The sequence below is a fragment of the Stenotrophomonas sp. YJH_SMC_94-11 genome, from assembly GCF_059370435.1.
Genome location: NZ_JCAFTR010000001.1, coordinates 360257 through 382832, shown reverse-complemented (window position 1 = coordinate 382832; position 22576 = coordinate 360257). Strand labels below are relative to the sequence as shown.

The 22576-nt window shown below is 67.1% G+C and carries 19 protein-coding genes; 5 read left to right on the top strand and 14 right to left on the bottom strand.

Annotated features, from left to right (window positions below; translation table 11 throughout):
• Positions 1-21 precede the first annotated feature (21 nt).
• Positions 22-639 (bottom strand): CDP-alcohol phosphatidyltransferase family protein, encoded by a 618-nt coding sequence (locus AC5P74_RS01710; protein ID WP_053498281.1) that lies wholly within the window; start codon positions 637-639, stop codon positions 22-24.
• 208 nt (positions 640-847) lie between these two features.
• On the opposite strand from AC5P74_RS01710, the gene purH reads away from it, so the two are divergent.
• Both purH and purD read left to right on the top strand, forming a co-directional pair.
• A complete protein-coding gene (gene purH / locus AC5P74_RS01705) occupies positions 848-2431 on the top strand; it encodes a bifunctional phosphoribosylaminoimidazolecarboxamide formyltransferase/IMP cyclohydrolase (RefSeq protein ID WP_346607955.1) in 1584 nt (527 codons plus the stop codon).
• A 61-nt stretch (positions 2432-2492) separates the two neighbouring features.
• A complete protein-coding gene (gene purD, locus AC5P74_RS01700) occupies positions 2493-3776 on the top strand; it encodes a phosphoribosylamine--glycine ligase (protein WP_053498286.1) in 1284 nt (427 codons plus the stop codon).
• Positions 3777-3911: 135 nt separating this feature from the next.
• On the opposite strand, the gene rpoH is transcribed toward purD, so the two are convergent.
• The 6 genes from rpoH to rhlB form a co-directional block, all read right to left on the bottom strand.
• Entirely contained in the window at positions 3912-4787 is an 876-nt protein-coding gene (gene rpoH / locus AC5P74_RS01695; protein WP_005411269.1) for an RNA polymerase sigma factor RpoH, read from the bottom strand.
• 278 nt (positions 4788-5065) lie between these two features.
• A complete protein-coding gene (gene ung, locus AC5P74_RS01690; RefSeq protein ID WP_346607954.1) occupies positions 5066-5779 on the bottom strand; it encodes a uracil-DNA glycosylase in 714 nt (237 codons plus the stop codon).
• Positions 5776-6618 carry a response regulator gene (locus tag AC5P74_RS01685; RefSeq protein ID WP_005411271.1) on the bottom strand — a complete coding sequence of 281 codons (843 nt, stop codon included), beginning with the start codon at positions 6616-6618 and terminating at the stop codon, positions 5776-5778. Before AC5P74_RS01685 ends, ung begins: the two co-directional genes overlap by 4 nt.
• 7 nt (positions 6619-6625) lie before the next feature.
• Positions 6626-7573, bottom strand: coding sequence for a permease-like cell division protein FtsX (gene ftsX, locus AC5P74_RS01680; protein WP_005419726.1), 948 nt, complete (start codon positions 7571-7573; stop codon positions 6626-6628).
• 3 nt (positions 7574-7576) lie between these two features.
• Positions 7577-8263 (bottom strand): cell division ATP-binding protein FtsE, encoded by a 687-nt coding sequence (ftsE, locus tag AC5P74_RS01675; RefSeq protein ID WP_005419728.1) that lies wholly within the window; start codon positions 8261-8263, stop codon positions 7577-7579.
• 115 nt (positions 8264-8378) lie between these two features.
• On the bottom strand, positions 8379-10103 hold the full coding sequence (rhlB, locus tag AC5P74_RS01670) for an ATP-dependent RNA helicase RhlB (protein ID WP_053498289.1): 1725 nt from the start codon (positions 10101-10103) through the stop codon (positions 8379-8381).
• Between the two features lie 508 nt (positions 10104-10611).
• On the opposite strand from rhlB, the gene trxA reads away from it, so the two are divergent.
• From trxA to AC5P74_RS01655, 3 genes are all read left to right on the top strand, one after another.
• Positions 10612-10941, top strand: a complete 330-nt coding sequence (gene trxA, locus AC5P74_RS01665) for a thioredoxin (RefSeq protein ID WP_005411275.1) — start codon at positions 10612-10614, stop codon at positions 10939-10941.
• A gap of 228 nt (positions 10942-11169) precedes the next feature.
• A complete protein-coding gene (gene rho, locus AC5P74_RS01660; protein WP_495204767.1) occupies positions 11170-12924 on the top strand; it encodes a transcription termination factor Rho in 1755 nt (584 codons plus the stop codon).
• A 209-nt stretch (positions 12925-13133) separates the two neighbouring features.
• Positions 13134-14708: a sensor domain-containing diguanylate cyclase gene (locus AC5P74_RS01655; RefSeq protein ID WP_005419756.1), complete on the top strand. Its 1575-nt coding sequence runs from the start codon at positions 13134-13136 to the stop codon at positions 14706-14708.
• 39 nt (positions 14709-14747) lie between these two features.
• Here the strand turns inward: AC5P74_RS01655 and AC5P74_RS01650 are convergent, their stop codons facing one another.
• The 7 genes from AC5P74_RS01650 to AC5P74_RS01620 all read right to left on the bottom strand — a co-directional run bounded on the left by AC5P74_RS01650 (position 14748) and on the right by AC5P74_RS01620 (position 22467).
• The gene (locus AC5P74_RS01650) at positions 14748-15650 is read right to left on the bottom strand and encodes an energy transducer TonB (protein WP_206619944.1); all 903 of its coding nucleotides are present in this window, start codon (positions 15648-15650) and stop codon (positions 14748-14750) included.
• Between the two features lie 80 nt (positions 15651-15730).
• Positions 15731-17461, bottom strand: coding sequence for a bifunctional isocitrate dehydrogenase kinase/phosphatase (gene aceK, locus AC5P74_RS01645; RefSeq protein WP_005419759.1), 1731 nt, complete (start codon positions 17459-17461; stop codon positions 15731-15733).
• A gap of 146 nt (positions 17462-17607) precedes the next feature.
• Positions 17608-17967 carry a hypothetical protein gene (locus AC5P74_RS01640; RefSeq protein ID WP_005419760.1) on the bottom strand — a complete coding sequence of 120 codons (360 nt, stop codon included), beginning with the start codon at positions 17965-17967 and terminating at the stop codon, positions 17608-17610.
• Positions 17968-18020: 53 nt separating this feature from the next.
• Complete coding sequence (locus AC5P74_RS01635) at positions 18021-18437, bottom strand: roadblock/LC7 domain-containing protein (protein ID WP_065178842.1); 417 nt, start codon at positions 18435-18437, stop codon at positions 18021-18023.
• The gene (locus AC5P74_RS01630) at positions 18430-18978 is read right to left on the bottom strand and encodes a GTP-binding protein (RefSeq protein WP_346607953.1); all 549 of its coding nucleotides are present in this window, start codon (positions 18976-18978) and stop codon (positions 18430-18432) included. The genes AC5P74_RS01635 and AC5P74_RS01630 overlap by 8 nt, the downstream gene beginning before the upstream one ends.
• On the bottom strand, positions 18971-19936 hold the full coding sequence (locus AC5P74_RS01625; protein WP_095378205.1) for a hypothetical protein: 966 nt from the start codon (positions 19934-19936) through the stop codon (positions 18971-18973). The genes AC5P74_RS01630 and AC5P74_RS01625 overlap by 8 nt, the downstream gene beginning before the upstream one ends.
• A gap of 308 nt (positions 19937-20244) precedes the next feature.
• Positions 20245-22467, bottom strand: coding sequence for an NADP-dependent isocitrate dehydrogenase (locus AC5P74_RS01620; RefSeq protein ID WP_206619940.1), 2223 nt, complete (start codon positions 22465-22467; stop codon positions 20245-20247).
• Positions 22468-22576: the final 109 nt, after the last annotated feature.

Below are 22576 nucleotides of genomic sequence, written 5' to 3'. Positions count from 1 at the left end.
TGTCTTTTTCTATCTGCTTGATTAATTTGGCGAAACTGCGGTTTCCCGCAGTCCGCGACGGACCCGGTTGATCATCGTCAGCACGCACAGCACCGCCATGGCCGCGGCCACGCCCGTGATCGTCATCGCGCCAACCCACTCAAACGCCAGCAGCAGGCCCAGCGCACCGATCACGAAGGCGCGGTCGCTTTTGCCCATCGGGCCGTCATAGCGGCGGCTGGCGCCGACCATCAGCCCCAGCACGCCGGCGTATTCGCTCAGCGCCGCGGTCCAGGCCAGCAGCCACAGCGCCTCCGGGCGCACGCCCGGCACGCTGAGCAGGCTCAGGTACAGCGCCGCATCGGCGATCACATCGCACAATTCGTTCAGATAGGCACCCAGCCGCGACTGCTGGCCGAATTCGCGGGCCAGCATGCCGTCCACCGCGTTGAGCGCCATGCGCAGCAGCATCCACAGCGGCAGCAGCAGGTACAGCCATGGCTGGGCCGGCGCGCAGCACCAGACGGCGCCGGCCACCAGCAGCGAGACCACGGCAGCGGCCACGGTCACCGCATTGGCGGTGATCCCCATGCGGTACAGGCCGCGTACGGCCGGACGCAGGAGGTCCTGAAAACGTCCTTTCAATGCATAGATCGACACGATCCGAACCCGCTGATCCTTGGCAGTTCCCGCACAGCCTACCCGATTGGGGCAGCGTGCCCCATCGAATTGATTGCGGACCGCCCCCGGCCAGACGGTGCTGAAGGCGGCCACAGGCCATCGGTGCGGGTTGATTGCCACCACCAGCGCCCGCCACCGGCCGCCACCGCCTACAATATCGGCCCCGCTCCGCTGCCGATTCTGTCCCATGACTGCTGATCTGTTGCCCGTCCGCCGGGCCCTCCTCTCCGTTTCCGACAAGACCGGTCTGGTCGAGCTGGCCACTGCGCTGGCGGCAAGCGGCGTGGAGCTGCTGTCCACCGGCGGCACCGCCAAGGCGATCCGCGAGGCGGGCCTGGCCGTGAAGGACGTGGCCGAGGTCACCGGTTTCCCGGAAATGATGGACGGCCGGGTCAAGACCCTGCACCCGATGGTGCACGGCGGCCTGCTGGGCCGCTCCGGCCTGGATGACGCGGTGATGGCCGAGCACGGCATCGGCGCCATCGACCTGCTGGTGCTGAACCTGTACCCGTTCGAATCGGTCACCGCCAAGGCCGACTGCACCCTGGCCGACGCGGTCGAGAACATCGACATCGGCGGCCCGGCCATGCTGCGTTCGGCGGCCAAGAACTTCGCCCGCGTGGCAGTGGCCACCGACCCGTCGCAGTACCCCGAGCTGCTGGCCTCGCTGGAGGCCAACAACGGCCAGCTGACGGCTGCCACCCGCTTCGCGTTCTCGGTGGCCGCGTTCAACCGCGTCGCCCAGTACGATGCGGCGATCAGCAACTACCTGTCGGCGGTCACCGCCACCGACGCCGCCGTGCCGGCCCGTGCCGAATACCCGGCGCAGATGAACTCCACCTTCGTGAAGGTGATGGACCTGCGCTACGGCGAGAACCCGCACCAGAGCGGCGCGTTCTACCGCGACCTGTACCCGGTGCCGGGCACGCTGGCCACCTTCCAGCAGCTGCAGGGCAAGGAGCTGAGCTACAACAACCTGGCCGATGCCGATGCGGCGTGGGAATGCGTGCGCCAGTTCGATGCGCCGGCCTGCGTCATCGTCAAGCACGCCAACCCGTGCGGCGTGGCCGTCGGCGCCGGCAACGGCGATGCCTACGAGCTGGCCTACGCCACCGACCCGACCAGCGCCTTCGGCGGCATCATCGCCTTCAACAAGCCGCTGGACGCCGCCACCGCCAAGGTGATCCTGGACCGCCAGTTCGTGGAGGTGCTGATTGCCCCGGACTACGAGCCGGCCGCGCTGGAATACGCGCAGAAGAAGGCCAACGTACGCGTGCTGCGCATCCCGCATGGCGACGGCCTGAACAACTTCGACAGCAAGCGCGTCGGCTCGGGCCTGCTGCTGCAGTCGTCGGACAACCGCGGCATGACCCGCGACGAGCTGAAGGTGGTCAGCAAGCTGGCGCCGACCGACAAGCAGTTCACCGACCTGCTGTTTGCCTGGAAGGTGGCCAAGTTCGTGAAGTCCAACGCGATCGTCTACGCCAAGGACAATCGCACCATCGGCGTGGGCGCCGGCCAGATGAGCCGCGTGTACTCGGCGCGCATCGCCGGCATCAAGGCCGCCGATGCGAACCTGGTGGTCGAGGGTTCGGTGATGGCCTCCGATGCGTTCTTCCCGTTCCGCGATGGCATCGATGCCGCCGCTGCCGCTGGCATCAAGGCGGTCATCCAGCCGGGCGGTTCGATGCGCGATGCCGAAGTGATCGCCGCCGCCGACGAACATGGCCTGGCCATGGTGTTCACCGGCGTGCGCCACTTCCGCCACTGATCCGCATCACCAAGCCGGGCCCTGCCCGGCTTTTCTTTTCCGTTTCCGAGAACCCTGTCCCATGAAGATCCTCGTCATCGGCTCCGGCGGCCGCGAACACGCCCTGGCATGGAAGCTGGCCCAGTCCTCCCGTGTCACCGACGTGATCGTGGCGCCCGGCAACGCCGGTACCGCCAGCGAAGACAAGTGCCGCAACGTGGCGGTGAAGGTGACCGATATCGACGGGCTGCTGGCGCTGGCCCAGGCTGAAGGCGTGGCGTTGACCGTGGTCGGCCCGGAAGTACCGCTGGTGGCCGGCGTGGTCGACCGCTTCCGCGCCGCCGGCCTGCGCATCTTCGGGCCGACCGCCGCCGCCGCGCAGCTGGAAGGCAGCAAGGCCTACGCCAAGGACTTCCTGGCCCGCCACAACATCCCCACCGCGTTCTATGCCGTGCACACCGACGTGGACGCTGCCCTGGCCTACATCCGCGAGAAGGGTGCACCGATCGTGGTCAAGGCCGATGGCCTCGCCGCCGGCAAGGGTGTGATCGTCGCAATGACGTTGGCCGAGGCCGAAGACGCGGTGCGTGACATGCTCTCCGGCAACGCGTTCGGCGATGCCGGCGCCCGCGTGGTGATCGAGGAATTTCTCGATGGCGAGGAAGCCAGCTTCATTTCGATGGTGGACGGCGTGCATGCGCTGCCGATGGCCACCTCGCAGGACCACAAGCGCGTCGGCGACGGCGACACCGGCCCCAACACGGGTGGCATGGGCGCGTACTCGCCGGCCCCGGTGGTCACCCCGGAGGTGCATGCACGCGTGATGCGCGAAGTGGTGAACCCGACCGTGCAGGGCATGATCGCCGACGGCATCCCGTTCACCGGTTTCCTCTACGCCGGCCTGATGATCGATGCCAGCGGCGCGCCGAAGGTGATCGAATTCAACGTGCGCTTCGGCGATCCGGAAACCCAGCCGGTGATGCTGCGCCTGCAGTCCGATCTGGTCGAACTGGTCGAAGCGGCCATCGACGGCCGGCTGGACCAGGTGGAAGCGCACTGGGACCCGCGCCCGTCGCTGGGCGTAGTGATGGCTGCCCGGCCGTATCCGGAATCGCCGATCACCGGTGATGTGATTTCCGGCCTCGGCGACGTGCCGGCCAGCGCCAAGGTGTTCCATGCCGGTACCGCATTGGATGCGCAGGGCCAGGTGGTCAGTGCCGGCGGCCGCGTGCTGTGCGTAGCGGCACTGGGCGACAGCGTGCGCGACGCGCAGGCCAATGCCTATGCCGGCGTCGCCAAGGTGAGCTGGGCCAACGCGTTCCACCGCACCGACATCGGCTGGCGCGCGATCGCACGCGAAGAGTGACGACCGCGCCGCAGCCACGCATGGCGTGGCTCTACTGACACTGGGTAGATCCACGCCATGCGTGGATGAGAACCCCACCAAAAAGAAAAGGCCCGGCAATGCCGGGCCTTTTGCTAGCTTCAACGCCATCCCGCCTTACGCGGTGAACAGCGCCTTCATCTTCTTCAGCGCGTTCGCCTCGACCTGGCGGATGCGCTCGGCGGACACGCCGTACTCGTCGGCCAGCTCCTGCAGCGTCACCTTGCTGTCGGCATCCAGCCAGCGACGGCGGATGATGTCGCGCGAACGCGCATCCAGTTCGGCCAGGCCTTCGCGCAGCAGCTGCATCTGGTTGTCTTCGCTGTCCTCGCGTTCGTAGGCCATCGACGGGTCTTCGTCATCGGCAACCAGGAACGCAGCCGGCGACGGCGGGGCGTGCTCGTTGTCCTCGTCGGTCGGCGCATCGAAACCGATATCGCGACCGGACAGGCGCGACTCCATTTCCATGACCTCGCGCTCGGACACGTTCAGGTCCTTGGCCACCGCGCTGACTTCAGCCGCGTTCATCCAGCCCAGGCGCGTCTTCGACTTGCGCAGGTTGAAGAACAGCTTGCGCTGCGCCTTGGTGGTGGCGACCTTCACGATGCGCCAGTTCTTCAGGATGAACTCGTGCATTTCGGCACGGATCCAGTGCACGGCGAAGGAGACCAGGCGCACGCCCATGTCCGGGTCGAAGCGCTTGACCGCCTTCATCAGGCCGATGTTGCCTTCCTGGATCAGGTCACCCAGCGCGAGGCCGTAGCCGTTGTAGCCGCGGGCCACGTGGACCACGAAGCGCAGGTGCGAATGCACCAGCTCGCGGGCGGCGTCCAGATCGTTGCCGTCGCGGAAGCGACGGGCCAGGTCCTGTTCGTCATCGACCGACAGCACCGGGATCTGGTGCACGGCACCGATGTAGGCGTCCAGCGAACCGAGCGCACTGGGAATCGGGAGATTGTTTGCCACAAGGGCAGTAGAGGTGTTCTGGCTCATAGGCACCCATCTTAGCAGTCCGGGATTTGGACTGCTAAAGGAGGAAAAAGTTCCAGCATCCTATTGATGCAACACTGGTCCCAAACAGAGCCCTACCGTAGCGCGATTTGATGACAGTGGCGAGCATGCTTTTCGGGATTCACAATCCCTTGGAATTCAAGCAATTACCTGGCAGAAACCGGCCGATTTCAGTCAAGCGGAGCTGAACGGGCCGTTCTGCAGACCCATTCAGGCGCGGAGACGTTGCCCGCTGTTCAGGCCCAGCAGCCCGACGGTGCTCAGAGCGCCGAACGCGGCGGCAGCGACCAGTCGATCGGGGCCTGGCCGCGGCGCTGCAGGTACTCGTTGGCCATCGAGAAATGCCGGCAGCCGAGGAAGCCACGATGGGCCGACAGCGGCGACGGGTGCGGCGACTTCAGCACGCGATGGCGACGGGTGTCGATGACCTTGCCCTTCTGCTGCGCATAGGCGCCCCACAGCATGAACACCAGGCCTTCGCGTTCGCGGTTGAGCACATCCACCACGTGATCGGTGAAGCCCTCCCAGCCACGTCCCTGGTGGGCACCAGCCTTGCCCTCTTCCACCGTCAGCACGGCATTGAGCAGCAGCACCCCACGTTGCGCCCACGGAATCAGGCAGCCGTGGTCCGGGCGCGGGATGCCGAGATCGCTCTCGATCTCCTTGTAGATGTTCAGCAGCGACGGCGGCACCGGCACGCCCGGCGGCACCGAGAAACTCAGGCCATGCGCCTGGCCGCGGCCGTGGTACGGGTCCTGCCCGAGGATCACCACCTTCACCTGCTCGAACGGTGTGGCGTCGAACGCGGCGAAGATCTGCGGGCCGGACGGGAACACCGCCGCGCCACTGGCCTTGCGCTGGCGCAGGAAGCTGGACAGCTCGCGCATCTGCGGCTGCAGCAGGTAATCGCCGACATGCTGCTTCCAGCTCGGTTCCAGCTGGATCGTCGGGGTGTCGGCTACTTCATCCATCATCGAATCAGGGGTCCATCGTTCAATCGGGCCAGGCGCAGCTGGAACAGCACCTTGGTGACCAGCAGCCGCTCTTCGATCGGCTTGAGCACCAGGTCATTGGCACCGGACTGCAGCAGCCCGGTCTGGTTGTGCGGGTTGCCATCACCGGTCATCACCAGCACCGGCAGGCGGCGCTTGCCGTAACCGAAGTCCACGCGCACGCGCTGCACCACGTCGCGCCCGCTCAGTTCGCCCTTCAGGGTGACATCGGTCAGCACCAGGTCGATGCGGTGGCGGCTGCGGCCCAGCGACTCGGCAGTGAGCAGGGTGAATGCCTCTTCGGCGCTGACCACGTGCAGTACGTTCAGCTGCTGCCGCTCAAGCATGCGCTTGGTGGCCTCGGCCACCACGCGGCTGTCCTCGATGTAGAGGATGGTGGCGCCGGGGATGGTCTGCGGCTGCACATAGCCACGGATGAAGGTCGCCAGTGCCTCATGGCCCAGCGCCTTGTCGAAATAGTCGGTGACGTACTCGGTGAAGCGACGCTGCTCCAGGTGCTGCTGGGCATCGCCGGACACAACGATCACCGGCACATAGGCCTGGCCGGCGGCTTCGCGCACCATCCGCGCCAGCGCCAGGCCGTCGCCATCGCGCAGGGTCAGCGAGGTCGTCACCAGATCCACCGGGCCTTGCGCCAGCGCCTGCTGCGCATCCTCGATGCTGTCGCAGCCGATCACCTCCACGCCCGGCAGGTCACGCTGCAGGACATCGGCGATCAGCTTGCGGACCAGCTTCGAACCATCGACCACCATCACCCGCGTCGCGGGCCCTTCAAGGTGCTTCAGCGCTTGCGGTTGCATGCCGGTCTCAGGTGTCGGTCGGGCGGGTCTGGCGGAGGAAGTGGCCGGTCACCAGCCAGGCGCCCAGCCAGCCCAGCAGCAGCGTGCCGACCAGGACCAGGCCGCCGTGCAGCAGGTCCAGGCCATGCAGCACGAACGGGCTGCCGTAGCTGCGCGAGAGTTCGGCCAGCGGCACGCGCAGGGCGGCACCGGCGGCGCCGATCAGGGCCAGCGCTACCGCGCCGGCGCCCAGCCCGTACCACGCGCCCAGGTACAGGAACGGACGGCGGATGAAGCCATCGCTCGCGCCGAGCAGCTGCAGCACGCCGATCTCTTCGCGACGGGCCTGGATGTCAAGGCGCACCGTGTTGCCGACCACCAGCGCGGCGCCCACGCCGAGCAGCACCGACAGCACCTGCACCAGACGTGCACCGAACGCCAGCCAGGCGTCCAGGCGCTGGCGCCACAGCGCATCGTGCTGCACCAGATCGGCCTCGGGCAGGCTTTCCAGCGCGCGTGCCAGGCGTGCGTCGTCCTTGCCCTGGCCCGGGGTGATCACCAGCAGCGAGGGCAACGGATTGTCGTTGAGCGCATCGATCGCCTCACCGAGGCCGGCATCGCGCAGTTCCTGCAGGCCCTGCTCGGGTGTGCGCACATTCACTTCGGCCACGTCATCGCGGTCGCGCAGCTGGCCGGCCAGGCGAAGCGCACCGGGACCATCGATGTTGCCCTTCAGGAACACGTTGATGTCGCGCGACTGCTGCACGCTGCCGGCGAACTGCTTGAGGTTGTCCAGCGCGATCGACAGCCCCAGCGGCAACGCCAGGGCCAGCGCCATGACCATCACGGTCAGCAGGGTCGCCCACGGCTTGCGGCAGGCGCGGCCCAGGCTGAACACCACGCTGTGCACGTGGTGCTGGAACCAGACGCCCACGCGCGACGGGGCGGCGGCTTCGCTGTTTTCGTTCTTCGCCATCGGTTACTCCGCCAGGTCCTGCGGCGAGATGTCATCCACCAGCCGGCCGTGGTCGAGGATCAATACGCGCTTGCGCATGCGGCGCAGCAGCGGCAGGTCGTGGCTGACCACCAGCACGCTGGTGCCGCGCGAGGGCAGCTCGGCGAACAGGGCCATGATCTCCGCTGCCAGGGTCGGGTCGAGATTGCCGGTCGGCTCATCGGCCACCAGCAGCTTGGGCTCGCCGACGATGGCACGGGCGATGCCGACGCGCTGCTGCTCGCCGGCCGACAACTGCGAGGGCAGTGCCTTCTCACGATGGCCCAGGCCCATGCGCTCAAGCACTGAACGCACGCGCTTGTTGATGTCGCCACGGCGGGTACCACGCAGGATCAGCGGCAGCGCCACGTTCTCGGCAATCGAGCGGTCCATCAGCAGGCGGTGGTCCTGGTAGACCGCCCCCACCGCGCGTCGGTGGCGCGGCACGTCGCCGCCGCGCACCTTCAGCAGGTTGCGCTCGTCGAACACCACCGCGCCACGGCTGGGCCGCTCGTCGAGGTGGATCAACTTGAGCAGCGTACTTTTGCCCGCACCGGAATGGCCGGTGACGAACAGCATCTCGCCCGGCGCGACCTCGAAGCTGACATCGGTCAGTGCCTCGTGGCCACCGGCGTACTGTTTGCTGACATTGTCGAAGCGCAGGACACTCATGCCCCGATTATGCAGGACCGGCGCGACGGCGTGGAGATGGTCACGGGATCGGTAGTGCCGGCCGCTGGCCGGCACGCCCATGAAACCACCCGACCAACGGTCGGGTGCTACAGGATCAGTTGCCCGACAGCATCCGGCGGATCTTGCGGCCGATGCGGGTCAGGAACGAATCGCCGGTATCAGCGGCGGTACGCACCGGCTTGGCCACCACCTGCACCGGGGTCACCGGGCTCGCGCCGTTGCCGGCGTTGGCCTGCACGCCCTCGGCACCCTCGACCGGACGGCCATGGCGACGACGACGGCGCTTGCGTGGCTTGTGTTCACCCTCCACGGCACCTTCCGGTGCGCCTTCGGCGCGCGGCGGGCGCGGCGGACGCGGGGCCGTGGCGGCGGCGCCTTCAGCACCGGCGACCGGGGCGGCAGCGCCCTGCTCGCCTTCCACGCGCGGCTTGCGCGGGCCGCGCGAACGGCGTTCGCCGCTGCGCTCGCCGTCACGGCCACCACGACCACCACCACTGCCGGAACGACCGCCACTGCGGCCACCACCCCGACGCTCTTCCTCGGCGGCGCGGGCTTCGCGCGCTTCACGGAAGATCTGGCCGACGCTTTCGTTGTCCTCGCCTTCCTCGCCTGCAGCCGGGGCCGGGCGTTCCGGGCGCGGCAGCGGCGTCAGCAGTTCCTTGGTGACCGGCTCGGAGGGAATCTTCTGCTCGATGTAGGCCTCGATGTCCGGCAGGCCCATCGCGTAGCGTTCGCAGGCGAAGCTGATCGCATCACCTTCTTCACCCAGGCGCGCGGTACGGCCGATGCGGTGCACGTAGTCTTCGGCATCGAACGGCAGGTCGTAGTTGTAGACGTACTTGATGCCATCGATGTGCAGGCCACGGGCGGCGACGTCGGTGGCCACCAGGATTTCCAGCTGGCCCTTCTGGAAGCGGTTGAGCAGGCTTTCGCGCTTCTTCTGCGGCACATCGCCGGACAGCACGCCGACACGGTAGCCGGCCTTCTCCAGCGAGCGGGCGACGCGCTCGACGAACACCTTGGTGTTGACGAACACCATGGTCCGCGCGCCTTCGCTGCGCGACAGCAGGCCCAGCAGCAGCGGAATCTTCTCGTCGTCGGCCGGGAAGTAGATGCGCTGGCGCACGCGGGCAGCGGTGATGGTCTCGGCTTCGACCACCAGCTTCTGCGGCTCGTTCATGTGCTCGTAGGCCAGCTCCAGCACGCGATGGCTGAGGGTGGCGCTGAACAGCAGGGTCTGGCGGATGGTGCGTTCCGGCATGCGGCGCAGCAGGAAGCGGATGTCCTTGATGAAGCCCAGATCGAACATGCGGTCGGCTTCGTCGAGCACGCAGATCTCGCAGGCATGCAGCGAAACCACCTTGTGCTGCTTGACGTAGTCGATCAGGCGGCCCGGGGTGGCGATGATCACGTCCACGCCCTGCTGCAGCAGCTCGCGCTGCTTGTCGTAATCCACGCCACCATAGACCAGGGCGAAACGCAGGCCCAGGTCGGAACCGAACTTCACCGCATCCTTGTGGATCTGGATGGCCAGCTCACGGGTCGGGGCGAGGATCAGGGCGCGGGGGTCTTCCGGCTTGCGGTCGGCCAGCGCCGGACGGGTCAGCAGGCGGTTCACGACAGCGACCAGGAAGGCCAGGGTCTTGCCGGTACCGGTCTGGGCCTGGCCGGCAACATCACCACCGGGCAGCGCGACCGGCAGGGTCAGCGCCTGGATCGGGGTGCAGCGGGTGAATCCGGCTCCTTCAAGGCCGGCCTGCAGGGCCGGGTGCAGCTCGAAGGAGGAGAAGGTCAAATCGGTCAGCGGTTTGTCGCTCATGAGTCCGTCTTGGTATGGCCGCCGGCCCGTGGGGCGGCTGGCACTTCATCGTCTGGGGGCACCGTCGCAAACTGCGGCCCCTGCGGCGGGTTGGCAGGCAGGGACCACCGGTCCGCACGCCGCGCAATGCCCCAGTTTAACGCACTCGGGCAGGCAAACCGGAATGCGGCGTCTCACGACACCCAGAGACGCCACCTTCACCCAGCCACACTGGACTTGAACGGCCCGGTCTGGGGCGCTGGTGTCGCGCACTGCCAGCCCCATGTACAGGAGGACAGTGAAATCCGACACATACCGGGCATCGAAGCGATCACGATACGCTGGGTTCCAGACGGCGCCTGTCCCTGCCCCGCGATAGGGGTACACTGCCGGCCGTGAGCGTCCAGGCATCCCGCCGAACGCACCGCGGCAGTGCGCCGCGAGGCAACGACGAGGGTCGCGCCACCGGGCAAGGCCCAGTTCACCCACCTCCGGCATGGCCGGGTGCAATCCAAGACGAGAAACCAAGATGAGCGACAAGGTTGTACATGTCGGCGACGCCGACTTTGATAGCGCAGTACTGAATTCCAAGGAACCGGTGCTGGTCGATTTCTGGGCCGAGTGGTGTGGCCCCTGCAAGATGATCGCCCCGGCGCTGGACGAGCTGGCCGATGCCTACCAGGGCCGCGCCAAGATCGCCAAGGTCAACGTTGACCACAACCGTGCGCTGGCCGCGAAGTACCACGTGCGTTCGATTCCGTACCTGGTCGTGTTCAAGGATGGCGAGAAGGTCGGCGAGCAGATCGGTGCAGTGGGCAAGGCCCAGCTGGCCGGCCTGCTGGACAAGGCCCTGGCCTGATCCTGCCGGTCTCCGGCAGCCGCCGAGCGCGGCTGCCGGCGGGCGCACCACGCCCATGATGAATGCTGTTCCCGGCGACCCTTGCATGGCGCCGCAGGCCGATGATAGTGTCGGCATATCCGGCCGCGTTCGCGTGCCGCACCCTCTGGACGCAGTTTCTTCCAGACCCATTCCCAACGTTCGCCGCCCCAGCCGGGCGCTCGCACCGTCAAGCGAGGAATAACGCTCTTGTCCGATAACACTTCCGAAACCGGCAGCGCTGATGCGCCCGCCGAAAAGCGCGTGCGCAAGCCCCGCGTGAGCAAGGCCGCCGCCCCGGCAGCCGCAGAAACCAGCGCCGCTCCGGCGCAGCCGACCCTGCCGCTGGCCGCCGCGCCCGAAGCACCGGCGCCGGCCGCAGCACCTGCGCCGAGCGCGCCCGCCGCCGAGGCCCCTGCCAGCAGTGGCGGTGGCGAGGGTGGCGAGGGCCGCGAATCCGGCCAGCCGCGGCAGCAGAATCACCAGGGGGGTGGCCAGAACCAGGGCCAGAACCCGTACAACCAGAACGGCCAGCAGGGCCAGGGGCAAGGTCAGGGCAACCGACGCGACCGCTTCCGCAACCGCCGCGACCGTGACCGTGACCGCAACAATCGCTTCCGCGACGACGGCATGTCCAATGACGGCGGCGAGCAGCAGCCGTTCGTGCCGCGCCCGCACGCCAACGTGCCCGAGGGCTTCCCGGTGTACTCGCTGAGCGACCTCAAGCGCATGCCGGCACAGAAGCTGCTGGAAATCGCCGAGCAGCTGCAGATCTCCGAAGGCGTGGCCCGTGCCCGCAAGCAGGACGTGATCTTCGCCCTGCTGAAGGTGCTGACCCGCCACGGTGACGGCGTCGCCGCCGATGGTGTGCTGGAAATCCTGCCGGATGGCTTCGGTTTCCTGCGCGCGGCCGAAGCCAGCTACCTGGCCGGCCCTGACGACACCTACATCTCGCCCAGCCAGATCCGCCGCTTCAACCTGCGCACCGGCGACCACATCTCCGGCCGCATCCGCTTCCCGAAGGACGGCGAGCGCTACTTCGCGCTGAACATCGTCGACACCATCAACGGCGAGCCGATCGAAGCGTCGAAGAACAAGGTGCTGTTCGAGAACCTGACCGCACTGTTCCCGCGCCGCCGCTTCACCCTTGAGCGTGGCAACGGTTCGTCGGAGGACATCACCGGCCGCATCCTCGATCTGATGGGGCCGCAGGGCAAGGGCCAGCGCTCGCTCATCGTGTCGCAGCCGAAGGCCGGCAAGACGATGATGATGCAGCAGGTCGCCACCGCCATCACCACCAACCATCCGGACGTGCACCTGATCGTGCTGCTGATCGACGAGCGCCCGGAAGAAGTGACCGAAATGCAGCGCACCGTGCGCGGCGAGGTCATCAGCTCGACCTTCGACGAGCCGGCCGCGCGCCACGTGCAGGTGGCCGAAATGGTCATCGAGCGCGCCAAGCGCCTGGTCGAGCACAAGAAGGATGTGGTGATCCTGCTCGACTCGATCACCCGCCTGGCCCGCGCCTACAACAACGTGGTGCCGAGCTCGGGCAAGGTGCTGACCGGTGGTGTGGACGCCAACGCCCTGCACCGCCCGAAGCGCTTCTTCGGTGCCGCGCGCAACGTGGAAGAAGGCGGCAGCCTGACCATCATCGCCACCGCGCTGGTCGACACCGGCTCGAAGATGGACGAGGTGATCTACGAAGAGTTCAAGGGCACCGGCAACAGCGAAGTGCACCTGAGCCGTCGTATCGCTGAAAAGCGCGTGTTCCCGGCCATCGACATCAACCGTTCCGGTACCCGCCGCGAAGACCTGCTGATCGAACCGGAACTGCTGCAGAAGATCTGGATCCTGCGCAAGCTGCTGCATCCGATGGATGAGATGGCCGCGATGGAATTCCTGCTGGACAAGATGAAGAACACCAAGTCCAACGACGAGTTCTTCGGTTCGATGAAGCGCTGATCCACGCCATTGCATTGAAGAGAACCTGCCGCCCGCTGCGGCAGGTTTTTTTTTGCCTGCAGGGCGACCTGTTTCACTTTGCCGCCGCTGACTTTTGGCGATAATTCGCCCCATACCCTGCCCGGCCCCAAGGGCGTGGCCACCGATTCCCGCTGTCGCCCCTTCCGGAGAACCGGTCGGGTCCAGCCTCCTGCCGGATCCGTCGACGCATGCGAACGCTGTCCCCCCGCCTCAACCTGGGCAAGCTGATCCTCGCCCTGGCCCTGCTCAGCGCCATCATCGCCCTGGCCAATACCCTGCTGGCCAGTTACCGCGTGCAGCGCGACCAGCTGGTCGGCAACACGCTGGAGGCCAACCGCGTCTATGCCACCAAGCTGGCCGAGACCACCCAGAATTTCCTGCTGGCCGCGCAGCAGGAGCTGGCCTACGCCGCCACCCGGCTCGGCCAGAATGATCTCGATCCGGCACAGGCCCAGGATGAAGCCAGCCGGCTGCAGCTGCAGACCAACAGCTTCAACTCCTCGCTGGTGGTCGACGCCGACGGCCTGGTGATCGCCACCTCGCCGCAGACCCTGCAGCTGCAGGGCGAGATCCTGCACAGCGCCGGCAACAACGCCGCACTGGCCGCGCGCCAGCCGATGATCAGCGATCCCTACCAGTCGACCACCGGCAAGCTGCTGGTCTCGCTGTCGCACCCGATCTTCGATCGCCAGGGCCGCTATCGCGGCTACGTCAGCGGCACCCTCTACCTGCGCCAGCGCAGTGCGCTGCACACGCTGCTGGGCAAGCACTACTACCGCGACGGCTCGTACCTGTACGTGGTGGACCGCAATGGCCGCCTGCTGTACCACGCCGATGGCAAGCGGGTCGGCGACTACGTGGTCGGCAACCCGGCGGTGAAGGCAGTCGTGCGCGGTGAACGCGGTGCGCAGCAGGTCCGCAACAACCTGGGCGTATCGATGCTGGCCGGCTATGCACCGGTACCGGCCACCGGCTGGGGCATCATCGCCCAGCGGCCGACCGAGGCCACGCTGCAGCCATTGTCACGGTTGATGACCGCGGTGATCTGGAATGCGATCCCGCTCGGCCTGCTGTCACTGCTGGTCACCTGGTGGTTCGCCCGTCGCATCTCGATGCCGCTGTGGCAGCTGGCGCGAAACGTGCAGGGTGGCGAGGACACCGGCAACGCGATCAGCCACGTCAGCGGCATCCGCGCCTGGTACTTCGAGGTGGCCCAGCTCAAGCAGGCCGTGCTGCACAGCTTCAACGCGCTGCAGGACCGCATCGGCACGCTCAGCCGCGCCAACCGTACCGATCCGCTGACCGGCCTGCTCAATCGCCGCGGCCTGCAGCAGGCGCTGGATGCGCTGCAGGTGCAGGGCATTCCGTTCGCGATCCTGGCGCTGGACATCGATCGCTTCAAATCGATCAACGACAGCCATGGCCATGACGTCGGCGACGCGGCCATCGTCCATATCGCCGACCAGATGCGCCGCTACTCGCGCGACAGCGACATCCTCTGCCGTGCCGGCGGCGAGGAATTCCTGCTGCTGTTGCCGGGCATCAGCACCGACTCTGCGCGCCAGGCCGGCGAGCGCCTGCGCCAGCACATCGCCGATCATCCGTTCGAGCCGGTCGGCACCATCACCGTGTCACTGGGCGTGGCCCACTTCCCCAGCTTCCACGTCGATGCCGAGCAGGCACTGCGGCTGGCCGACAAGGCCCTGTACATGGCCAAGGAACAAGGCCGCAACCGGGTGGTGGTCTACCCGTACGCGGACTGAAAAGCGGCCGGCCTGGCCGACCGCTTCACCGCGCCGGGCTCAGCGTTGCGCCAACGGTGTCAGCAGGCGCAGGCCGCGCTGGGTGCCATCGACCATGTACACGCCCCCGGCTGGCAGCAGATCACTGCCCGCCTGTTCGACGGCATCCGGCTTGCGCCACGGTGCGGCCTGGCGTGGGCCGGGGATGTAGGCACGCCAGCGGCCATAGCGCTCCGGCTGGGCATTGCCGTTGCTGCCGGTGTCGCTGTTCAGGGCGAAGTTCACCGGCACGCGTACGGTCCAGAAGTCGCGCGTGCTGTTCTCGCCGGTCGTGGGCGGGATGAAGGTCCACTTTCGGGCGCCGCTGGTGCTGGCCTTGGCGAGCAGGTCGCGCATCTTGGCCAGGGTCCGCTCCGGCGCGACCACGGTCATGTTCACCTGTTCGGCAATGACGTCGGCCACGGTCCCGTCGCGGGCCACCTTGACCAGCAGCAGCACATCACCCTGCCCGCCACTGCGGAAGACATCCTCGGGGTAGCGCGGTGGCGGCATGTTCTTCCGGGTCACCGAATCGGTAGCCTTCGGGTCATACTCACTGAAGTCGACACTGGTCATGCTGACCTGGTAGCTGCCGTCGTCCTGCTCCTTGCCACGCAGGCGCACCCGCAGTGGTGCGTGGACCGCCACCGGCTTGCCATCGCGCAGCGTCGGCTCGAACTGCCATCCACGGATGGTGCCCTCCACGAACGATGCAATACCCGGTGCGAGCATCGCCTGCTGGTCCAGAACCAGCGCGCTGACCGAGCCGTCGGCCGCCACATCGATACTGCCCGACAGCGCCATGCTCATCTCGGCGGTGGCGCGCACGGCGCGCGCGTTCTGGGCGACGGCCTCGGATGGCAGCAGCGGGGCAGCTGCGGAGAACGCCAGGGCCAGCGCAAGGAACAGGGGGGAACGCATCATTGCCGGATCCGTGGTGATGAAGTGAGCACCGAGCGTACCGCAGTCCTGACCGGACCGGCATGTGCTTCACGCCACGCCGTTCAGGCCAGGCGATGGGCCGCCGCGTAGGGCGGCGTATCCGGATAGTTCCCCTCGGCGAAGCGCGCCTGCAGGTCCTGCCACCACGCCGGATCGAACAGGTGCCGGTAGTGCTCCCTCACCGCCGCCAGTTCGCTGGCGGGCAGCCCCATGAACGGGCCGAAGCGCTCGGGAAACACGTCGCGTGGACCGACATGGAACCAGGGTTCATCGGCCATGGCTTCCTCCGGCGTACGCGGCTGCGGCCATGCGCGGAACACGCAGTCGCTGACCAGGCACAGCTCGTCGTAGTCGTAGAACACGGCCCGGCCATGTCGCGATACGCCGAAGTTCTTCGGCAGCATGTCGCCGGGGAAGATGTTGTTGCGCGCCATGTCGGTGATCGCCTGCGCATAGTCGAGTACCGCTGCGCGCACCGCCTCGCCACCCTGCTCGCGCAGGTACAGATTCAATGGCCGGAAGCGGCGCTGCACGTAGCACAGTGCGACTTCCACATGGTCGCCATCGACCCGCACGGTCTGCGCGCATTGCTGCAGCAACTCCTCCAGCAAGGCCGGTGCGAAGCGATCGCGCGGGAAGCGCAGGTGGCGATACGGCTGCGCATCGAGCAGGCGGCCGACACGGTCGAGGTTGAACACCAGCGCGTACTTCTCTTCCACCTGCCGCCGCGACATCGCCTTGGGCCAGGCGAAGCGGTCGCGGATCAGCTTGAACACCAGCGGATAGCTGGGCAGGGTGAACACCGCCATGACCATGCCCGGCGTGCCTTCGGCGGGCACCAGCCGCTCCTGCGGATGCTCGTTGAAGTGGCGGAAGAAGGTGCGGTAGCGCTCGGTCTTGCCTTGCTTGGCACGGCCCAGCACGGTGTAGATCTCATCGATGGGCTTGCCCGGCAGCAGGCTGCGCAGGAACACCACCGCATCGCCCACCGTGGCAAGGTCGGCCTGGAAATAACTGCGCGACACGCCGAACAGATGGGCGACGTCGCGGCGCCGGGTCAGCACCGCGTCGGCACGCAGTCCACGCTCATCGTTGACCAGTGCGATCACGCAGGGTGAGAAGCGGTGCTCGCCGAACACGCGGCCCACCAGATAGGCGCGGCGCTCGCGATAGAACACGGTGTCGAGCAGCTCGATGCTGCGCACCGGCGTATCGCCCCAGTGGGCCAGATCGTCCTGCAGGCGCACGGCGATGGCCGCCGCGCAGCGCAGCTGGTGCGCATACGGAATGTCGAAGCGGTAATCGGCCAACACGCGCTGCAGGGCCTCCACCGGCCGCGTGGGTGAAACCGCGTAGGTATGCCGCGCAACCGGATGGGTGATCGCATCGGACGGCTCGACGTCAAAGGCGATGAACTCCAGCGCCGGGTCCACGCCACGGGTGGAGAACAAGCGCCGCGACAGCGTGTTGTAGAAGGTCTTGTACAGTTCGGCATCGATCAGCCCCCGCAGCAATGCGCTGTAGCGTGCATGCACCTGCAGCCACAATGCGCGCTCCCCGATTGCTTCGCCGGCAAGGCGCCGCAGTGCATCCATCTGTTCGGCAATGCACAGGTCGTACAGCGCGATGCGCTCGACTGCATCCTGGCGCGCAGCCGCCCAGTCGCGCTGCTCGAAACGCTGCCGCGCACGAGCGGTGATCGCCGCAAAGCGGGCGTGGTACTGCTCGAAGCCAGCGTGGATGGCGCCAGCGATGCGCGACGCCAGTTCGGCATCGATATCAGGTTCGGACATGCAGGACTCATCCGGGAGGACCGGCTTCACCATACGCTGGCGTGTGCAATGGCGTCGAGTGCGAAGGTAGTGCCGGCCGCTGGCCGGCAGCACCTGGACCGTCGATGGATCGATGCAGACGCCGGCCAGCGGCCGGCACTACCGGCTCAGATCGCCAGTTCGGCCTCCACGTCCTGCACCTTGCGTCGGGCCAGTGCAAGGTTGGACTTGGTCCGGTCCAGCACGATGTAGAAGAACAGTCCCTTCTTCTTCGCGACCGGTCGCATGATGTGGTACGCCTTGCCCAGCGAGATCAGGATATCCTCGATGCTGTCATTGAGGTTCAACGAGGCGGCGGTCTTCATCTTGGCCCGGATCACTTCGGTGTTGCCGGCAGCGGCCACCTCCATGTCCATGCCGGCACCGGCTTCGCCCAGCAGCATGCCGCTTTCGTAGTCGACCAGCGCCACTGCCTGCGCGCCGTCGATGCCCATCAGTGCGTTCAACGATTCATTCAATCCAGCCACGTCGCACCCCTTGTCGATGTTGGTTCGAGCCCCTCGTTCCCCTGCGGCCGGGCTCACGATCCGCCGAGTTCGGCCAGGATCGCCTGGCCACATTCCCTGCTCTGCCACAGCACCTGGCCGATCACGCTGCGCTGGTCGCAGGCCGCCATCAGCAGCAGCGGTGCACGTCCCTCGGCCTGGATCGCCAGCATCAGCACCTTCCCGCCCATCGCTTCCAGCATCAGCGTCTGCAGATCGCCCAGCAGCAGTTCGCGCCCCACCGCTGCGGCCAACGCCAGCATCGCGCTGGTCATCGCCGCCAGCCGTTCGCCGCGTCCTTCGGCACCGGCGCTGACCAGGGCAAAGCCATCGACGCTGGCCAGCACCACCGTGCGCACGCCCTCCACCCGCTGCTGCAGGTCCTGCAGCAGCGGCTGCAGGCGCTCACGCTGGCCCGCATCGGGCAGTACCGCCATCTGCCCGTCACCCATGCGCGGCCACCAGTGCGTGTGCTTCCATTTCGCTCATCAGTACATCCATCAGCAGCAGTCCCTGTTCGCGGTCACGGGCATCCACGGCCAGTAGCGGCAGCGGCTGGTCATCGAGGCAGGCACGGGCGGCCCAGTCATCCAGCGCCGCCTGTGGCGCCTGGTCCAGGTGGGTGACCGCCACGACCAGTGCCAGGGATGATGCGAACGGCTGCAGCACCTGCAGGTAGTCCTGCATCTCGCTGGCAATGCCGACGCGACGTGCGTCCAGCAACAGCACCGCGCCCCGTGCACCCTGTAGCAGGATCGGCCACAGGAAATCGAAACGCTGCTGGCCGGGCGTTCCGTACAGACGCAGGCGTTCTCCGTTGGGCAGGTCGATGTCCGCATAGTCCAGCGCGACGGTGGTGGAGGCCTTGTCGGCCCCGAAACGATCACTGTTGGCCACATCGGTGTCGACTACCGCGCCGGCCGCGATGCTGCGCACCAGCGTCGACTTGCCGCTGCCCATGCCGCCCAGCACCACCACCTTGTGCTCACGCATTGCGCTCACTCCCGCGCAGGTGCCGCCACAGGCGGGCAAGCAATCCGTTGTCGGTGCGGGTGCCACCGGTCGCCATCATCGGCGTCGCCGGGGCGGCCTGCAGCTGCGCGTAGCCACACAGGTAGGCCGCGTGGATGAAATCGCGAACGGCCGCCGCCGGCAGCTCAAGCAGCATCGCGCATTCTTCAACCGTACAGGCGCGCTTGAGCAGCAACGAGCACAGGCGGAAACCATCGTGGTCGTGCCCCAGTACGCGGAAATCCGGCCAGCGCAGCAGCTTCACCGAAGCGCCGCGCAGGCGTTCGTCCAATGCCTGCCAGTGGCGGCTGCGTTGCGCCCATTGCCACAACAGCGGCCGCAGCGGCTGGCGTGGTCGCTCACCAGCCAGCGCCTGCAGGCGCGCTGGCGTCAGTGCATCCAGCTGCAGGCGTTCGAAAGCATCGGCCAGGCGCTCCACCAGCGCGCTCGCGGGTTCCTGCAACAGCACGGCCTGGTCGTGCTCCAGATCCATCAACAGCAAAGGTTCGCCCGCATCACTCAACAGTGCCTGGCCATGGCGCAGCGGCAACCGCTCGCGCAGCAGGCGGGTGATGGCGTGTGCGCCATCGGCCAGACGTATCAGTGCGGGTGCGGGCATGGCCAGGGGCTCCGGTGCCAACTGCATGCGACGCAGCGCGCGGCCGATGGCACCGTCGTCGAGCACATCCTGCTGTCCGTCGCCGTCGCGCAGTTGGCCGCCGTTGTCCTCGATCCAGCATTGCAGGCGCGGTCGTTGCTGGCGCATGCGCTGGGCCGCGTTGCGCAGTGCCGGGGTATCGCGGATGACCAGCAGGTCGCAGTCGTCCAGGTCCTGGCTGCGGCGGACCTGGCCGTCCGGCAGTGCCGACGCCAGGCGCAGCCGTTGCAGCAGGGCCTGCTCGCCCTGGATGTCGGTTCCCACTACCAGCACGCGTGCCATCTGTGTTCCCCGAGCGACCACCTCCCCGGTGGTCTCGCGTCGCCAAGGCTAGGGCATCGCCAGCGGCAGCCGTCGTGATCGACTGCTCAGATCGGGAGCGGTTGCAGGCGGTGTCCGATCGGTTCTGCGACGGCTATCGCGGGCAAGTTTCATGCCCCGTTGACGGCATTCCGACAGCCGACGGAAGTCACGGTTTCATCGCCTGGGGTCAGATCCCTTTTGCGTGGCAAAAGGGATCTGACCCCAGAGCCCAAAAAGAAACCCGCGCCGAAGCGCGGGTTCCGGGGTCACGGCCGAACGGCGACGGATCAGCCGCGCAGCTGCTCCAGCGCGGCGTTGAAGGTCGCGCTCGGGCGCATCGCCTTGCTGGCCTTGGCCACGTCCGGACGGTAGTAGCCGCCGATGTCCACGGCCTTGCCCTGCACTGCGATCAGCTCGTCGACGATCTTCTGCTCGTTGTCGGTCAGCGCCTTGGCCAGCGGGGCGAAGCGTGCCTTCAGCGCGGCATCCTCGTCCTGCGCGGCCAGGGCCTGCGCCCAGTACAGGGCGATGTAGAAGTGGCTGCCACGGTTGTCGATGCCGCCGAGCTTGCGCGACGGCGACTTGTCGTTGTCCAGGAACTGGCCGTTGGCTTCGTCCAGCGCCTTGGCCAGCACGCGGGCGGCGGCGTTGTCATAGCGGTTGCCCAGGTGTTCCAGCGACGCAGCCAGGGCCAGGAACTCACCCAGCGAATCCCAGCGCAGGTAGTCCTCTTCGACGAACTGCTGCACGTGCTTCGGGGCCGAACCACCGGCGCCGGTCTCGAACAGGCCACCACCGGCCATCAGCGGCACGATCGACAGCATCTTGGCGCTGGTGCCCAGCTCCATGATCGGGAACAGATCGGTCAGGTAGTCGCGCAGCACGTTGCCGGTCACCGAAATGGTGTCCTCGCCCTTGCGGATGCGGTCCAGCGAGAACGCGGTGGCTTCCACCGGCGGCAGGATGCGGATGTCCAGGCCGTTGGTGTCGTGGTCCTTCAGATACTGCTCGACCTTGGCGATGACCTGCGCGTCGTGGGCGCGGGCGGCATCCAGCCAGAACACGGCCGGGGTGCTGCTCAGGCGGGCACGCTCGACGGCCAGCTTGACCCAGTCCTGGATCGGCGCGTCCTTGGTCTGGCACATGCGCCAGATGTCACCGGCTTCCACAGTGTGCTCGAACACCAGGTTGCCGGCGTCGTCGGTGACCTTGACCACGCCATCGGCAGCGATCTGGAAGGTCTTGTCGTGCGAGCCGTACTCTTCGGCCTTCTGTGCCATCAGGCCGACGTTGGGCACCGAGCCCATGGTGGCCGGGTCGAAGGCGCCGTGCGCCTTGCAGTCGTCGATGACGGCCTGGTACACGCCGGCATAGCAGCGGTCCGGAATGACCGCCTTGGTGTCCTGCAGCTTGCCTTCGGCGTTCCACATCTTGCCGGAGTCGCGGATCATCGCCGGCATCGAGGCGTCGACGATGACGTCGCTCGGCACGTGCAGGTTGGTGATGCCCTTGTCCGAGTTGACCATGGCCACGCCCGGGCGCTGTGCGTACTCGGCAGCCAGGTCGGCTTCGATCGCGGCACGGGTGGCTTCCGGCAGCGACGGCAGGCGCGCAGCCAGGTCACCGATGCCGTTGTTGGCGTCGAAACCGGCCTGCTTGAGCACGTCGGCATGCTTGGCCAGCACGTCCTTGTAGAACTCATTGACCGCCACGCCGAACATGATCGGGTCGGAGACCTTCATCATGGTCGCCTTCAGGTGCAGCGAGAACAGCACGCCCTGGGCCTTGGCATCGGCGATCTGCTCACCGATGAACGCGGCCAGCGCCTTGCGGCTCATCACCGCGGCGTCGACGATCTCGCCGGCCTTGACCGCGGTCTTTTCCTTCAGCACAGCGGTGCTGCCGTCGTTGCCGTGGAAGGTGATCTTCAACGAACCGGCATTGACCAGGGTGGCCGACTTCTCGCTGCCGTAGAAATCACCGGCGGCCATGTGCGCGACATGCGACTTCGAATCCGGCGCCCAGGCGCCCATACGGTGCGGGTGCTTGCGCGCGTAGTTCTTCACCGACAGCGGTGCACGGCGGTCGGAGTTGCCTTCGCGCAGCACCGGGTTCACCGCGCTGCCCTTGACCTTGTCGTAGCGCGCCTTGTAGTCGCGCTGCTGGTCGTCGGCCGGGGTTTCCGGGTAATCCGGCAGCGGGTAGCCCTGGTCCTGCAGTTCCTTGATGGCCGCCTTCAGCTGCGGCACCGAGGCGGAAATGTTCGGCAGCTTGATGATGTTGGCGTCCGGGGTGGTTGCCAGCTGGCCCAGTTCGGCAAGGTCGTCGCTGACCTTCTGTGCATCGGACAGCAGTTCCGGGAACTGCGACAGGATGCGGCCGGACAGCGAGATGTCACGGGTTTCCACCACGATGCCGGCCGTGGCGGTGTAGGCGTCAACGATCGGCAGCAGCGACTGGGTGGCCAGGAACGGTGCTTCGTCGGTCAGCGTGTAGAGGATCTTGGACATGGGGGACTTGGACTCTGTAGCAATGCTCAGGGGAAGGCCGGCGCCAGCGCCGGGCCACGTGCAACCGTGTCGCGCGCGGGGCGGAGCCCCACGCTTTCCCCGTCGCCGT

Coding starts and splice junctions, on each gene's coding strand:
- purH (WP_346607955.1), top strand. CDS start 848: ATGACTGCTGATCTGTTGCCCGTCCGCCGGGCCCTCCTCTCCGTTTCC.
- purD (WP_053498286.1), top strand. CDS start 2,493: ATGAAGATCCTCGTCATCGGCTCCGGCGGCCGCGAACACGCCCTGGCA.
- rpoH (WP_005411269.1), bottom strand. CDS start 4,787: ATGAGCCAGAACACCTCTACTGCCCTTGTGGCAAACAATCTCCCGATT.
- ung (WP_346607954.1), bottom strand. CDS start 5,779: ATGATGGATGAAGTAGCCGACACCCCGACGATCCAGCTGGAACCGAGC.
- AC5P74_RS01685 (WP_005411271.1), bottom strand. CDS start 6,618: ATGCAACCGCAAGCGCTGAAGCACCTTGAAGGGCCCGCGACGCGGGTG.
- ftsX (WP_005419726.1), bottom strand. CDS start 7,573: ATGGCGAAGAACGAAAACAGCGAAGCCGCCGCCCCGTCGCGCGTGGGC.
- ftsE (WP_005419728.1), bottom strand. CDS start 8,263: ATGAGTGTCCTGCGCTTCGACAATGTCAGCAAACAGTACGCCGGTGGC.
- rhlB (WP_053498289.1), bottom strand. CDS start 10,103: ATGAGCGACAAACCGCTGACCGATTTGACCTTCTCCTCCTTCGAGCTG.
- trxA (WP_005411275.1), top strand. CDS start 10,612: ATGAGCGACAAGGTTGTACATGTCGGCGACGCCGACTTTGATAGCGCA.
- AC5P74_RS01655 (WP_005419756.1), top strand. CDS start 13,134: ATGCGAACGCTGTCCCCCCGCCTCAACCTGGGCAAGCTGATCCTCGCC.
- AC5P74_RS01650 (WP_206619944.1), bottom strand. CDS start 15,650: ATGATGCGTTCCCCCCTGTTCCTTGCGCTGGCCCTGGCGTTCTCCGCA.
- aceK (WP_005419759.1), bottom strand. CDS start 17,461: ATGTCCGAACCTGATATCGATGCCGAACTGGCGTCGCGCATCGCTGGC.
- AC5P74_RS01635 (WP_065178842.1), bottom strand. CDS start 18,437: ATGGGTGACGGGCAGATGGCGGTACTGCCCGATGCGGGCCAGCGTGAG.
- AC5P74_RS01630 (WP_346607953.1), bottom strand. CDS start 18,978: ATGCGTGAGCACAAGGTGGTGGTGCTGGGCGGCATGGGCAGCGGCAAG.
- AC5P74_RS01625 (WP_095378205.1), bottom strand. CDS start 19,936: ATGGCACGCGTGCTGGTAGTGGGAACCGACATCCAGGGCGAGCAGGCC.
- AC5P74_RS01620 (WP_206619940.1), bottom strand. CDS start 22,467: ATGTCCAAGATCCTCTACACGCTGACCGACGAAGCACCGTTCCTGGCC.